Genomic DNA, 14,002 nt, shown 5'->3' on the forward strand with positions numbered 1-14,002 from the left:
TTACACAGAGCTCTAATTATTTATTCAGAGATAAACCGGATGCAGATGGAGCAAAGGCTTACTGCATAGGTATAATAAAAACAGACTTACAGGAAAGAAAAAAACACTTCCTATAAACAGGAAGCCAAACCACCAACCTGAGCGGCCAATATCGTGCATGCGTCGAATTCCCAGCGACATAAAAGAAAAATAATGATTACGCTGAAAAATGACATAACAGTCGCAAGACCAATTCCACAAAATATAACCACCCATAAATCAACCCAAATAAGAGCAATAAGAAGCACGGCGCCTGAGCATAAAGATGGGAGCGTGCTGACCAGAATAAATGACCAGAATTCCTTGCGCGTGGCGCAGTTTTTATAATCGAATGTTTTACGCCAGGCTCCGGCGTAACATTCCGCTAAGCGGTCGTTCATCATTTAATCCCTAACAGTTAACCCACCTATCGGATACGGCGCGCCAGCCCGGTCTATTTTGTCCTTCTTAGTGCTATCAGGTTGCGTGGCGGAAAATTCCTTAGCGGCATTATGCAGCTAGCGCATTTCGGTGTCGTAATAGCGCAGGGTGAGATCTTTCATTACGGCACTCTGATTGTTTTTTTATTGCGTTAATGTGGAAGCGGTGATGGCTCTACTGAGGCTTGCAGCACAGATATGTCAGGAAAAAAATAACGCTCAAATTCAATACCAGGCTTGCCCAAATCGATATAGAGAGTTCGATATCCCATGAAAAGTGATTTGCAATACTGTTGACCATAGCACCAAGAAATACAGGAATAATAAAAATATTGCTGAGTAGCAGGCTACTAAATCACCAGCCACTCCTGCCGATATCATGTATTCTTCTTACGCCTAAGGAGATTACAGGGATGATAAGGATGCATATAAATAACAGTTGAAGAGAAAAACCCATTGAAAGGAACAACAAGACATCAACTATGCCACTGCCGGTCAGAGTCAGCATTCCAGTTATTGCTGAATATAAATTCAAAGCTAATAAGTTTACCAAAATGAAAACCCAAAACTCTTTCCGACTTGCGCATCCATTATAATTAAATATGTTTCGCCCCCCACCGATGTAACATCTGATGATGCATCTAATCATCTCACCCTCTTATTAGATTGATGAATATCCCTATCCTATTACTACTTTGCAGTGAGTAGATATAGCGGAATAAAAACAACATCCCCAATTAACGTGACAGGTGTCAATGCAAGTTTTAAGGCTAACGAGCCACTGTCGAACTTATCGTAACGATATGATGAATAAAATCGCACCTGATAGCTTTCATCGAGTGATGTTGTCTGAGGGAAAGATGAACCTAACCTCATTCTATTGATAATGATGCCCTCAACGGTCACTGAACGCTGTAAATAACCGTCCACTGATGAAAACCGCTTATCCTCAAGCGCTTTCTTTTGTGATTGAGTTAATGCAGTTACAGGTTTTCGAGTTCTAACGCTCATTGTTTGTTGGAATTCTGCATTAGTGTTCTTACTGTAGTGGCCTTTGAGATTCATATCGATAAATTTATCATCATTGTTCATTCTTAATGGCACTTTCTTCATCAAATCGTTCAATGCCAATAATTCATTACCGTTAACCGTCACAAAATAGATATTATCGTCCCCAACGAATCCTACGCCTTCATCTGGAAGTCTGATAATGTCTTTTCCAGTGCCATTATCTTCTTCAGTCAGATTTACATTTTTATACTCAAACATCCCGCTAATTCGATCAGAGAAATTCATTTCTCGCACAGTTGTTGATCGGGTGTCACTTAAGCTCCATAAGTAATAAGTACAGCCTGTTAATGAAAAAACCATCATTACAATAATCGCGCGTAAAATCAGCATAATAAATCCCTTTTGTTTTAACCCAGTAACACCACAGCGCGTGCCGCATCGATATGAACCAGCCCAGCTAACAGTTGTTCCATTTCCGGCTGCACTCGCGCTTTATCCGCTTCACTGCGCCCAGCGCGGGCGCGCATTAATTTCAGCCTTCTTGATTTCACTTCAAACAGCAGTGACGGTTCCCACTGACCGAGCGTCATGTCATCTGCGCTGTTATCCAGCCCGCTAAGCAGGTGTAGCGCCATTTCCTGACGGCCAAACTGCTCGGCGACGCGCGCCATCAGCAGACGCAGCAGCCACTGCTGTCGCGGTAAAGCAGTTCCCGGCCGATGCTGCAGCCATGTCAGCGCCGTTTCGATACCTTCGCGATCGGCTAGCTCTACGGCTTCGCTTTCCAGTTGCAGAATGTCATCCTCATTGCTGGCACCGGGAGAAGCTGACGCCCCTTCGCCCCAACCGGGTTCGGTGTTCATGACCTGCTGCTGTATCCAGCCGAGCGTCACCTCATCGGCAAACGGCGTACGGGGATGATCAGGCTTGATCGGTGGCTAACGCAGACAGCTCGCTGCGCAGTTCGTCGCTGAGTGCCGGATCTTTCAGGATGGCTTCCAGCTCTTTGCGGAAAGTGACGTTATCCAGCAGGTTGGATTTAAGGTCGCGCAGCAGATTGCGCATCGCCAGCATGGCGCGCAGCTGAGGGATTTGGCGGGCAACCTGCTCCGGCTCGAAATCCTTCATGTCGCGGAAGTTAAGCTGAACGTTCTCTTCGCTGCCGTCACCGGCCAGGGTGTTCGGCACGGCAAATGACACCGTTGGCGCGATATCGGCCAGCACGCTGTTGAAGTTGTTTTTGTTGACGTTGATTTTTTCGCGTTCAGACAGCGGGCGGTCTTCCGCGCCGTTACTGAAATCGCCGGTCACCAGCAGCTTGAGAGGGAGCTCGGTTTTCTTCGCCGCTCCACCGGTGTGCAGGTCTAGCTTGAGGTTGATACGGGCTTTAGGGATTTCATTCTGGTAAGAGTTGCTCATGTTTACTCCTTGTAAAAATGGCGCGGAAAGCACGCGTAGGCACACTTTCCCTGTGTGTTACCGCGCGAATATATAGCTGGAATTTTAGGAAGGCAATAAAGCGAGATGATCTTTGCGGTCTGATTTATATAGGAAATTTCTTATGATTTGAGTTAAGCCCCTGATGAACCCTGATAAAGTGACTAGGATTGTTCTTAAAATTATTTTTGACCGGAAGTGCCATTTATCACCAAAAATACTTTTACAGGCATCAATAATACAATGGCGCTAATTGTTACCGCAGGGGGATGGTGTCGAGCCGAGGGGGGACACAATAAAAAAACCCGGCGCGCGCCGGGTTTTACTTAAGCTACATTCTCAATCAAACGGTTAACTGTAAGCGTGCAGCGTGCGTTGGCACAGCGCTGAACGGACGCAATCCTCTTTGCCGAAACGCACCACGCCGATCATTTCATCCTCTTCGAAGCGCGCTAACGCATCGGCAAGGCCAGACCTGGCGTGAGATGGCAGGTCGCACTGGGTAATATCGCCGTTGACGATAACCGTCACGTTTTCCCCCAAGCGAGTCAGGAACATCTTCATCTGTGCGGCGGTGACGTTTTGTGCCTCATCAAGGATCACCACCGCATTTTCAAAGGTACGTCCACGCATGTAGGCGAAGGGCGCGATCTCTACCTTGGCAATTTCGGGCCGCAGGCAGTATTGCATAAAGGAAGCGCCGAGACGTTTAACCAGAACGTCATAAACCGGTCGGAAATAAGGCGCGAATTTCTCGGAAATGTCTCCGGGGAGGAAACCGAGATCTTCATCCGCCTGCAGAACCGGGCGCGTTACGATAATCCTTTCGATATCCTTATTGATCAGGGCCTCAGCCGCTTTGGCTGCGCTAATCCAGGTTTTTCCGCAGCCGGCTTCACCAGTAGCGAAAATAAGCTGTTTCGTTTCTATGGCATGGAGATAGTGTGCCTGAGCTTCATTTCTGGCTTCAATCGGCCCGCGGTCACGTGCATCACGTGCCATACCAATCGAATCCAACCCACCCATTTGCACCAGCGAAGTGACCGATTCTTCTTCACGCTGACGGTGACTGCGAGAGTCGCTACGAATAACGCGTCTTGCTTCACGACGTGCTTTGATCACTGCTTTCTGTCTTCCCATAGTGGCACCTTACAGTTGGTTTCATTTATCGCGGCGGATCACCCGCGGCGATGACTTGAACGCTTTAGAGGTTTAGTTGGCTTCCTTGTAAGCCGTGTCGAGCCAGTGAGAATGGTGTGCATCAGCGCCGAGACGCAGGCGCGCACCGGTAAAGAAAATGAGATTGAACAAGAACGATGTTTGAAAAGTAGCGAGGTTACGTTGGAGGGAAGAAATCCCCCGCAGTGGACTGCGTGTGGTGAAACTATTTAACTGTCCCAAAGAGAGACGAATCATGCGCGAACTCCAGTGGCTTAGCCACACAACTGACAACGCTTATGAATAAAGTGCATCATATTTGCGGTGGTTTGCAACATTATTTTTACGTAGCAGTAAAGAAAAAAAGATAAGCGAAGCCTAAGGTGTTTTACCTTAAATTAAATTTCTCATATTTATCATATAGATGATTTATTAACGGGTAACATAACTTTTTAAGAACATTCGGAAGTGATTACTTCCAGCGAAAAGTTTAAGGAATACTTAACAAATGCGCCTGCGAAGAGGTGACCATCGCAGGCGCTGCACATTTATTAATCAGGCCTGCAATAAAGGTTGCCCGAGATAATGGTTTTTATCCGCCACGCCCGGCAGCGCGAAAAAGTATCCGCCGCCAATCGGGCGAATATATTCTTCCAGCGCTTCGCCATTGAGACGCTGCTGTACGGTAATAAAGCCCCTGGTTAAATCATGCTGGTAGCAAACAAACAATAAACCCATATCCAGCTGACCCGAGCCGGTAATACCGCTGGAATAGCTGTAACCGCGCCGCAGCATCAAGCTGCTGTCGGTTTCCGGCGTGCGTGGATTGGCGAGACGAATATGCGCATCCAGCGCAATCAAATCGCCATCGGGATCTTTGCTGTAATCCGGTACGTCATGCTCGTTTTTCATACCCAGCGGCGCGCCTGATAACTTCTCACGACCAAAGATGGTTTGCTGCTCGCCGAGCGGCGTACGGTCCCACATTTCTACGTGAAAACGGATGATACGCACCGCCTGATAGCTGCCGCCGTGCGTCCACGCCGGTTCCTGCTGTTCGTGCGTGACCCACAAGAGTTGATCCATCAATGCCGGATTATGCGTATCGGGATTAGCGGTACCATCTTTGAAGCCCAGCAGGTTGATCGGCGTTTCTTTGCCGTTGCTGCGCGCCGCGTGGTCGGCAATAAAACCGTCGCGACGCCAGCGCACCGCCAGCAGATCGGGTGTGCGTTTAATGATGTCGCGCAGCGCGTGAATCACCGTATCCTGGGTGTTAGCGCAAATCTGGAGCAGCAGGTCGCCATGGCACTGTTCCGCATCCAGCGAATCGTTGGGAAAACGCGTCATGGTTTGCAGCTGCGCAGGCTTGTGTTTGCTTAAGCCGAAGCGCTCATCAAACAGCGAGGTGCCAACCGATAACGTCATGGTGAGATTGTCGGGCGCGATATCGGCACCGAGAATTCCCGAATCCATCGGCGGCAGCTGCGGATTGGTGACCGCCGGCGCCGGTCCACCTTGCGTGAGAAAAGCGAAGCGATCGGTTAGCAAGCGGAACAGACGTTCAAGCTCGGCTTTGTCGCTCGCCAGCACATCAAACGCCACCAGCATCATGGATGCCTGCTGCGGCGTGACGATACCGGCCTGATGGGCGCCGTAAAAAGGTTGCGCCTGTTGGCGCAAGTTGGGTGCAACCGTGCCGGGAGAGAAGCTATCGGCGGCTGCGGTATGAAACGGACAACCGCCGCCGAGGGCGGCTGCGCCACCCAACATGCCTAATCCCTGCAATAATCGACGACGCGACGGCTGCGCCGCGTCATTTTTATCACTCATGATCAGTCGAGACCCAAGGTTCCACGCAACAGTGAGAGATCTTCCGCCAGCGTGGTAATCGGGCCTTTCAGCGCGTTACGGTCAGCGGTAGTCAGTTTTTCGTACGATTCAAAGCCATCTTTGGTGCGATATTTGCTGAGAATGCCGTCGACTTTCCTGAAGTTAGCATCCACTTTCGCCAGCAGCTGCGGGTTGTTTTTCTGCAGCAGCGGACGCAGCAGATCAACGATTTTCTGCGCGCCATCAATGTTGGCCTGGAAGTCGGAGAGATCGGTACGGCTGTAACGATCCTCTTCACCAGAGATCTTGCTGGAGGCCACTTCTTCAATCAGACCGGCTGCGCCGCCAACCACCTTCGCCGGTGGGAACGCCAGTTCGCTGATGCGGGTTTGCAGATCGAGCACATCCTGATTTAGCTTGCTGGCGAACTCTTCGGCACCTTTGGTGGTGTTATCGGCGAACAGGATTTTTTCCAGGCGGTGGAAACCGGTGAATTTCGGATCTTCATTTTTCTTCTCGAAGTCATCTTCACGCGCATCAATGCTGCCATCCAGATCTGAGAACAGCTCAGCAATAGGTTCAATACGCTCGTAATGCACGCGCGTAGGTGCGAATAGCGCTTTGGCTTTCTCAATGTCGCCGGCTTTCACCGCATCGGTAAACGCTTTGGTGCCCGCTACCAGCTCTTTCACTTCATTCATCACGTAGACTTTGTAGTCGGCGATCGGGCCAACCAGCTCCAGCACATCCGGTTTACCGTTTGCCGCTTTCTTCGCATCGCCGCTCACCACCAGCTTGCCTTTCGGGTTGCTGAGCAGGCCGCAGGTCATGTCATATTCGCCCGCTTCCAGATTGGCGGTGAGTTTCTGGCTGAAGCCAGGCGCGATGTTTTCACGCTCTTCCACCACCATCACCCCTTTCAGGATTTCCCACTCCAGCGCTTTCTGGCTGTTGTTTTTGATGATGAACTGGGTTTTACCGGCCTGCACGTTGAGCGACATCGGCTCACATTGTTTGTCCGTCACGGTGACCGTGACTTGCGGGACGGCAGCAGTAGCCGCACCGGAAAGCGCCAGCATAGCAACCAACAGCGCCTTGCGGCGGAAGCGAATCGTCATAGTGATATCCCTGTTACATGGAAGAACAGGCGCGCAATCGCGCCTGATTAAATTTCAGCGTGTGGTACGTGCCGCGTTGACTGCAGGCCGGGCCGGGAAGAAAAACAGCAGCAGCGCCGGGATGAGATAGGCAAGCCACACCGCCACTTCGCTGACGCTTGGCGTTTCCTGGTAACCTAAAATCCCTTCCAAAAGCGTGCCGAACACCGAGTGCGTTGAGAGCGTGTTGCTCATATCAAACGCTACATCCTGGAAGTGATTCCACAAACCGGCCTCATGGAAGGCGCGAATGGCGCCGGCGGACAACCCCGCTGCGACAAACAGAATGAACAAACTGGTCCAGCGGAAAAAGTGCGCCAGGTTCAGGCGAATGCCGCCGTAATAGAGCAAAAAGCCCAGCGCCACGGCGGTTGCAAGGCCGAGCACCGCGCCGAGCGGCGGCGCATAACCCACATCTTGCGTGAACGCGGCCAGCAGGAAGAACACCGATTCCAGCCCTTCACGCGCCACCGCCAGAAACACCATCAGCACCAGCGGGAAGCCGCTGCTGCCCTGCTTCTGCAACGCCTGATCGACCGATTTTTCCAGCGTGGCTTTGATATTGCGCGAAACTTTGCGCATCCAGAACACCATCGACGTCAGGATCACCACGGCAATCACCGCGACAATGCCTTCGAACAGCTCCTGCTGTTTCTGAGGAAACTCACCGGTAGTTTCATTAATAAAGATGCCCAACGCTAAGCAGAGCGCGGCAGCGATAAATACGCCGGCCCACATGGCGGGAAACCATTGGGTGCGCTGGGTTCGTTTGAGATAGCTGGCAATCAGGCTGACGATGAGCGCTGCTTCCAGACCTTCGCGCAGCATAATGAGAAAGGGAACGAACATCACCAACCTCTTGAATTTTAAGAAGGGTAAACCTTAGGTAAAAAAACGTAAAGTGCGAACGATAGTGATTATCATTACTGAAGAGAGAAATACAAGTCACTGCAGGAAATTAATTTTGTTTTGCGGATTGGGGGGCGGGTTTTAGAGGGTGCGCATTTCTACGCACCCGGGGGTTCATCAAACACGTCGCCATCAATGGCGATAGAGGTTATTTGCTGTGGTATTGGGCTTCGGCGGCGGCAAAGCGCTGCTGCGCCGCTTCTGATGGGCCGCGACCCAGCAAGCTAAATACCACAATCGCAATACTGGCGAACGCGAAGCCTGGGATGATTTCATACAGCTCTGCGTAGCCATAATCTTTCCACAGCAATACGGTCAGCGCGCCAATCACCATACCGGCCAACGCGCCGTTGCGCGTCATGCGTTTCCAGCACACGCCGAACAGCACCACCGGACCAAAGGCGGCACCGAAGCCAGCCCACGCATAGCTCACCAGACCTAACACGCGGTTTTCCGGGTTGGCAGCCAACGCGATAGCAATCAAGGCAATCAGCAGCACCATCAAGCGCCCTACCCACACCAGCTCTTTCTGGCTGGCGTTTTTACGCAGGAAGCCTTTATAGAGATCCTCGGTCAAGGCGCTGGAGCACACCAGCAGCTGGCAGCTTAAGGTCGACATCACCGCGGCGAGAATCGCTGAGAGCAAGATACCGGCAATCCACGGATTGAACAGAATACGCGCCAGTTCGATAAAGATACGCTCGCCATTCTGGCTTACGCCCGCCGCCTGATCGGGATGGTTCTCGAAGTAGGCGATACCAAAGAAGCCCACCGCCACCGCGCCACCCAGGCACAGGATCATCCAAATCATACCGATACGACGCGCGCTGCGGATGGTGTGATGCGAATCGGCCGCCATAAAGCGCGCCAGAATATGCGGCTGCCCAAAGTAGCCAAGTCCCCAACCGAGCAGCGAAATCACCGCGACAAAGTTCAGCCCTTTCAGCATATCGAGGTTTTCGAGGCTCTTCGCCCTGATCACCGCCAGTGAATCATCCAGGCCGCCGACGGCGACAATCACGATAATTGGCGTCAGAATTAGCGCAAAAATCATCAGGCTGGCCTGCACGGTATCGGTCCAGCTCACCGCGAGGAAACCGCCCACCAGCGTGTAGAGAATGGTGGCAGCGGCACCTGCCCACAGCGCGGTCTGGTAATCCATACCAAAGGTACTTTCAAACAGACGCGCACCGGCAACCACGCCAGACGCACAATAGATAGTGAAGAAGATCAGAATCACCACCGCCGAGATAACGCGCAGCAGTTTGCTGTTATCTTCGAAACGGCTGGAGAAGAAGTCTGGCAGGGTTAAGGCATTATCGTGATGCTCGGTCTGCACACGCAGACGGCCCGCCACGATGCGCCAGTTCAGCCAGGCGCCGATGATCAGGCCGATGGCGATCCAACTTTCGGAGATCCCGGACAGGAAAATGGCGCCCGGCAGGCCCATCAATAACCAGCCGCTCATATCGGAAGCACCCGCAGAGAGCGCGGTCACGACGCTCCCTAAACTGCGCCCGCCGAGAATATAGTCATCGAAGCTTTTGGTTGATCGCCAGGCGATGAAACCTATCAGCACCATCCCAAGGATATACACTACAAAGGTCACCAACATCGGTGTACTTACACTCATGAGTCTCTCCACTTATTATTTGATCCATCAAGAGAAATCTTTTTGATCAGCGCTGTCGGAACGGGACAGCAGCCTGGTTTCACCGCATCCAGAGAAAGCGATTTCTCTTAAGGCGCGGTATCCTGCCGCAAAGGGTCGGCGCGCACAATGCATTTAACACAGCTGTTACACCGGTTTCACCTTCCTTCGCTTTTTTAATGCCAGCAGGTTGCGCCTGCTCACAGTTTGAGTTGCACCTCATCGGGTTCAGGAACCGTCTTGTTGCTGGCGGTTGCAACATTGGCGAGTTTCTTGCAGCAATTTTCATGCCGCATTTATCGATTTAACACTTTCGGCGGTTCAAAGCGTGCAACCGAGGTCACATTTAACCTGGTTGCACAAAGTTGCAACATAGGTGATATTGCTGCCACGCAAGCGTTGAATCACTACTTTTGAGAACGAGGACATCATGGGAACGACTACCATGGGGGTGAAGCTGGATGAAGCCACCCGCGATCGCATTAAACTGGCGGCGCAGAAGCTTGACCGCACATCACACTGGCTGATCAAGCAGGCCATTTTTAATTATCTGGAGCAGCTGGAAGCCGGTGAATCCGTGCCGGAAATTCCGCAGTTGCTGATTGATGCCGCCGGTGATGAAAGCGTGCCCGACGAGGCGCTGCAGCCTTTCCTCGACTTCGCCGAACATATTTTACCGCAGTCAGTCAGCCGCTCAGCGATCACCGCCGCATGGCGTCGTCCGGAAACGGATGCGGTGCCAATGCTGCTGGAACAAGCGCGTCTCCCTGCCCCGCTGGCCGAGAAAACCCATCAGCTGGCTTACAGCCTTGCCGATAAATTGCGGCACCAGAAAGGTGCAACCGGCCGCGCCGGCATGGTGCAAAGCTTGCTGCAGGAGTTCTCACTCTCCTCGCAGGAAGGCGTGGCGCTGATGTGTCTGGCGGAAGCGCTACTGCGTATTCCGGATAAGCCGACGCGTGATGCGTTAATCCGCGACAAAATCAGCAATGGCAACTGGCAATCGCATCTTGGCCGCAGCCCGTCGATGTTTGTTAACGCCGCCACCTGGGGCTTGCTGTTTACCGGCCGTCTGGTCTCTACCCATAATGAGGCTAATCTGTCGCGCTCGCTCAATCGCATCATCGGTAAAAGCGGCGAACCGCTGATCCGTAAAGGCGTGGACATGGCGATGCGCCTGATGGGCGAGCAGTTTGTTACGGGTGAAACCATCGCCGAAGCGCTGGCCAATGCGCGCAAACTGGAAGAGAAAGGGTTCCGTTACTCATACGACATGCTGGGCGAAGCGGCGCTGACCGCCAGCGATGCCAAAGCCTATTTGATTTCCTATCAGCAGGCGATTCACGCCATCGGCAAGGCGTCGAACGGTCGCGGTATTTATGAAGGTCCGGGCATCTCCATCAAACTGTCAGCGCTGCATCCGCGCTACAGCCGCGCGCAGTATGAGCGCGTGATGGACGAACTCTACCCGATCCTCAAATCTCTGACGCTGCTGGCGCGCTCGTATGACATCGGTATTAACATCGATGCGGAAGAAGCCGATCGCCTTGAGCTGTCGCTCGATCTGCTGGAAAAACTTTGCTTTGAACCGGAGCTGGAAGGCTGGAACGGCATCGGCTTTGTGATTCAGGCGTATCAGAAGCGCTGTCCGTTCGTGATTGATTCGCTGATTGATTTGGCGCAGCGCAGCCGTCGCCGTCTGATGATCCGCCTGGTGAAAGGCGCGTATTGGGACAGCGAAATCAAACGCGCGCAGATTGAAGGTCTGGAAGGCTATCCGGTCTATACCCGCAAGGTGTACACCGACATCTCTTATCTGGCGTGCGCGCGCAAACTGCTCGCGGTGCCGAACCTGATCTATCCGCAGTTTGCTACCCACAACGCGCACACGCTGGCGGCGATCTACCAGCTGGCGGGCAATAACTATTATCCAGGCCAGTACGAATTCCAGTGCCTGCACGGCATGGGTGAACCGCTGTATGAGCAGGTTGTCGGTAAAGTGGCCGATGGCAAGCTGAACCGACCGTGTCGTATTTATGCGCCGGTCGGTACCCACGAAACGCTGCTGGCGTATCTGGTGCGTCGTCTGCTGGAGAACGGTGCCAATACCTCCTTCGTTAACCGCATCGCTGATAACACCTTGCCGCTGGATGAGCTGGTCGCCGATCCGGTTGCCGCCGTGGAGAAAATGGGCATTGCGGAAGGCGCGATTGGTTTACCGCATCCGAAAATCCCGCTGCCGCGCGATCTGTATGGCGCCAAACGCGCTAACTCCGCCGGTCTGGATATGGCCAACGAACATCGTCTGGCGTCGCTCTCCAGCGCCCTGCTCAACAGCGCCAGCCAGCCGTGGATTGCCCAGCCGCTGGTAGAAGGTGAATTGGGCGAAGGCGTCAGCCGCCCGGTGCTCAATCCTGCCGCGCCTGCGGATGTGGTGGGCAGCGTGCGTGAAGCTACCGAAGCCGAAGTCTCGGCTGCACTGGATGCGGCAGTCAATGCCGGTCCAATCTGGTTCGCGACGCCACCGCAGGAGCGTGCCGCGATTCTGGAGCGTGCCGCCGAAGCGATGGAAGGCCAGATGCAGCAGCTGATTGGCCTGCTGGTGCGTGAAGCCGGTAAAACCTACAACAACGCCATCGCCGAAGTGCGTGAAGCGGTTGATTTCCTCTACTACTACGCGGGCATGGTGCGCGACGATTTCGATAACGAAACCCATCGTCCGCTTGGTCCGGTGGTGTGCATTAGCCCGTGGAACTTCCCGCTGGCGATCTTTACCGGACAAGTTGCCGCAGCGCTGGCGGCGGGTAACAGCGTGCTGGCAAAACCGGCGGAGCAAACGCCGCTGATTGCCGCGCAGGCGGTGCACATCCTGCTGGATGCCGGCGTACCGGCTGGCGTGTTGCAACTGCTGCCGGGCCAGGGCGAAACCGTGGGTGCGCAACTGACCGGCGACGAGCGCGTGCGCGGTGTGATGTTCACCGGTTCAACCGCGGTGGCGACATTGCTGCAGCGTAATCTGGCTGGTCGTCTCGATCCTCAGGGTCGTCCGACGCCGCTGATTGCCGAAACCGGCGGCATGAACGCGATGATCGTGGATTCCTCAGCGCTCACCGAACAGGTGGTGGTGGATATCGTGGCTTCGGCCTTTGATAGTGCCGGTCAACGCTGCTCGGCGCTGCGTCTGCTGTGCGTGCAGGACGATGTGGCCGATCACACGCTGAAAATGCTGCGCGGTGCGATGGCCGAGTGCCGCATGGGCAACCCGGAACGTCTCTCGACCGACATTGGTCCGGTGATCGATGTCGAAGCGAAAGCCAATATCGAACGTCACATTCAGGCGCTGCGCAACAAGGACTTCACCGTCTATCAGGCGGCGCAGGAGAATCCGCAGGACAGCAAAGAGTGGAACAGCGGCACCTTTATCAAGCCGACGCTGATCGAGCTAGATCAGGTGAGCGATCTGGATAAAGAGGTGTTTGGTCCGGTGCTGCACGTGGTGCGTTTCTCGCGCAATAACTTGCCGCAGCTGGTGGAGCAGATTAACGCGTCGGGTTACGGCCTGACGCTCGGCGTGCATACGCGCATCGATGAAACCATCGCGCAGGTTACGGCGAGCGCTAAAGTCGGCAACCTGTATGTAAACCGCAATATGGTGGGTGCGGTCGTCGGCGTGCAGCCGTTCGGCGGCGAAGGCTTGTCGGGCACCGGTCCAAAAGCCGGTGGTCCGCTCTATCTCTATCGCCTGCTGGCCAACCGTCCAGATGGCGCGCTGCGTATCACCTTTGATCGTCAGGATGCCGAGCGCCCGGTGGATAGCACAGTGCGTGCCGAGCTGATGCGTGCGCATCAGGCATTGCAGCAGTGGGCGCAGGATAAGCCTGAGCTGCTGGCGCTGTGTCAGCGTTACGACGAGCTGGCGCAGGCCGGTACGGTGCGTCTGCTGCCGGGCCCAACCGGCGAGCGCAATACCTTCACCCTGCTGCCGCGCGAACATGTGCTGTGCATCGCCGATAACGCGGAAGACGCGCTGACGCAACTGGCGGCGGTGACCAGCGTCGGCAGTCAGGCCATCTGGCAGGATGATGAGCTGCATCGTGCGCTGCGTACGTCTTTGCCTGCTGCAGTGCAAGCGCACGTCAAGCTGGTGAAGGATGCGCTGGCGGCGGAGTTTGATGCGGTGATTTATCACGGTGATGCCGATCAGCTGCGCAGCCTGTGTGAGCAGGTCGCGGCACGCGATGGCGCGATTGTCTCGGTGCAGGGCTTCGCCCGCGGCGAAACCAATCTGCTGCTGGAGCGTTTGCTCATTGAGCGTTCACTCAGCGTCAATACCGCCGCTGCGGGCGGTAATGCGAGTTTGATGACCATCGGTTAAAACGCGCAATAAA

12 protein-coding genes and 1 pseudogene are annotated in these 14,002 nt (G+C 53.9%); 1 reads left to right on the forward strand and 12 read right to left on the reverse strand.

The genetic code is table 11. The annotated features are described in order from the left end of the window. Nucleotides 1-24 precede the first annotated feature (24 nt). From ACVLVH_RS06170 to putP, 12 genes and pseudogenes are all read right to left on the reverse strand, one after another. A complete protein-coding gene (locus ACVLVH_RS06170; RefSeq protein ID WP_225614389.1) occupies nucleotides 25-180 on the reverse strand; it encodes a DUF805 domain-containing protein in 156 nt (51 codons plus the stop codon). After that, nucleotides 111-422 carry a DUF805 domain-containing protein gene (locus ACVLVH_RS06175; RefSeq protein ID WP_225614411.1) on the reverse strand — a complete coding sequence of 104 codons (312 nt, stop codon included), beginning with the start codon at nucleotides 420-422 and terminating at the stop codon, nucleotides 111-113. Before ACVLVH_RS06175 ends, ACVLVH_RS06170 begins: the two co-directional genes overlap by 70 nt. Before the next feature lie 391 nt (nucleotides 423-813). Next, a complete protein-coding gene (locus ACVLVH_RS06180) occupies nucleotides 814-1,107 on the reverse strand; it encodes a DUF805 domain-containing protein (protein WP_192411635.1) in 294 nt (97 codons plus the stop codon). 41 nt (nucleotides 1,108-1,148) lie between these two features. Beyond that, a complete protein-coding gene (locus ACVLVH_RS06185; protein WP_192411634.1) occupies nucleotides 1,149-1,859 on the reverse strand; it encodes a YidX family protein in 711 nt (236 codons plus the stop codon). 17 nt (nucleotides 1,860-1,876) lie between these two features. Continuing rightward, nucleotides 1,877-2,380, reverse strand: a pseudogene (locus ACVLVH_RS06190) (type VI secretion system domain-containing protein); the annotation flags it as partial. 10 nt (nucleotides 2,381-2,390) lie between these two features. After that, the gene (gene tssB, locus ACVLVH_RS06195) at nucleotides 2,391-2,888 is read right to left on the reverse strand and encodes a type VI secretion system contractile sheath small subunit (RefSeq protein ID WP_192411615.1); all 498 of its coding nucleotides are present in this window, start codon (nucleotides 2,886-2,888) and stop codon (nucleotides 2,391-2,393) included. Nucleotides 2,889-3,257: 369 nt separating this feature from the next. Beyond that, complete coding sequence (gene phoH / locus ACVLVH_RS06200; protein ID WP_101764056.1) at nucleotides 3,258-4,046, reverse strand: phosphate starvation-inducible protein PhoH; 789 nt, start codon at nucleotides 4,044-4,046, stop codon at nucleotides 3,258-3,260. A 72-nt stretch (nucleotides 4,047-4,118) separates the two neighbouring features. After that, the gene (locus tag ACVLVH_RS06205; RefSeq protein WP_110866394.1) at nucleotides 4,119-4,322 is read right to left on the reverse strand and encodes a hypothetical protein; all 204 of its coding nucleotides are present in this window, start codon (nucleotides 4,320-4,322) and stop codon (nucleotides 4,119-4,121) included. Nucleotides 4,323-4,619: 297 nt separating this feature from the next. Further along, nucleotides 4,620-5,897, reverse strand: a complete 1,278-nt coding sequence (efeB, locus tag ACVLVH_RS06210) for an iron uptake transporter deferrochelatase/peroxidase subunit (protein ID WP_498948976.1) — start codon at nucleotides 5,895-5,897, stop codon at nucleotides 4,620-4,622. 2 nt (nucleotides 5,898-5,899) lie between these two features. Further along, nucleotides 5,900-7,015, reverse strand: a complete 1,116-nt coding sequence (efeO, locus tag ACVLVH_RS06215; RefSeq protein ID WP_110866396.1) for an iron uptake system protein EfeO — start codon at nucleotides 7,013-7,015, stop codon at nucleotides 5,900-5,902. A 54-nt stretch (nucleotides 7,016-7,069) separates the two neighbouring features. Further along, nucleotides 7,070-7,903 carry an iron uptake transporter permease EfeU gene (gene efeU / locus ACVLVH_RS06220; protein WP_101764052.1) on the reverse strand — a complete coding sequence of 278 codons (834 nt, stop codon included), beginning with the start codon at nucleotides 7,901-7,903 and terminating at the stop codon, nucleotides 7,070-7,072. A gap of 208 nt (nucleotides 7,904-8,111) precedes the next feature. Then, nucleotides 8,112-9,596: a sodium/proline symporter PutP gene (gene putP / locus ACVLVH_RS06225; RefSeq protein WP_192411612.1), complete on the reverse strand. Its 1,485-nt coding sequence runs from the start codon at nucleotides 9,594-9,596 to the stop codon at nucleotides 8,112-8,114. Between the two features lie 448 nt (nucleotides 9,597-10,044). Between putP and putA the strand changes: the two genes are divergently transcribed. Next, nucleotides 10,045-13,989: a trifunctional transcriptional regulator/proline dehydrogenase/L-glutamate gamma-semialdehyde dehydrogenase gene (gene putA / locus ACVLVH_RS06230; protein WP_498948978.1), complete on the forward strand. Its 3,945-nt coding sequence runs from the start codon at nucleotides 10,045-10,047 to the stop codon at nucleotides 13,987-13,989. Nucleotides 13,990-14,002: the final 13 nt, after the last annotated feature.

The organism is Kluyvera sp. 1366 (genome assembly GCF_054823405.1).

What these genes read in the sequence shown, in the direction of transcription:
- ACVLVH_RS06170 (WP_225614389.1), bottom strand. Translation starts at nt 180, where the DNA reads ATGTCGCTGGGAATTCGACGCATGCACGATATTGGCCGCTCAGGTTGG.
- ACVLVH_RS06175 (WP_225614411.1), bottom strand. Translation starts at nt 422, where the DNA reads ATGATGAACGACCGCTTAGCGGAATGTTACGCCGGAGCCTGGCGTAAA.
- ACVLVH_RS06180 (WP_192411635.1), bottom strand. Translation starts at nt 1,107, where the DNA reads ATGATTAGATGCATCATCAGATGTTACATCGGTGGGGGGCGAAACATA.
- ACVLVH_RS06185 (WP_192411634.1), bottom strand. Translation starts at nt 1,859, where the DNA reads ATGCTGATTTTACGCGCGATTATTGTAATGATGGTTTTTTCATTAACA.
- tssB (WP_192411615.1), bottom strand. Translation starts at nt 2,888, where the DNA reads ATGAGCAACTCTTACCAGAATGAAATCCCTAAAGCCCGTATCAACCTC.
- phoH (WP_101764056.1), bottom strand. Translation starts at nt 4,046, where the DNA reads ATGGGAAGACAGAAAGCAGTGATCAAAGCACGTCGTGAAGCAAGACGC.
- ACVLVH_RS06205 (WP_110866394.1), bottom strand. Translation starts at nt 4,322, where the DNA reads ATGATTCGTCTCTCTTTGGGACAGTTAAATAGTTTCACCACACGCAGT.
- efeB (WP_498948976.1), bottom strand. Translation starts at nt 5,897, where the DNA reads ATGAGTGATAAAAATGACGCGGCGCAGCCGTCGCGTCGTCGATTATTG.
- efeO (WP_110866396.1), bottom strand. Translation starts at nt 7,015, where the DNA reads ATGACGATTCGCTTCCGCCGCAAGGCGCTGTTGGTTGCTATGCTGGCG.
- efeU (WP_101764052.1), bottom strand. Translation starts at nt 7,903, where the DNA reads ATGTTCGTTCCCTTTCTCATTATGCTGCGCGAAGGTCTGGAAGCAGCG.
- putP (WP_192411612.1), bottom strand. Translation starts at nt 9,596, where the DNA reads ATGAGTGTAAGTACACCGATGTTGGTGACCTTTGTAGTGTATATCCTT.
- putA (WP_498948978.1), top strand. Translation starts at nt 10,045, where the DNA reads ATGGGAACGACTACCATGGGGGTGAAGCTGGATGAAGCCACCCGCGAT.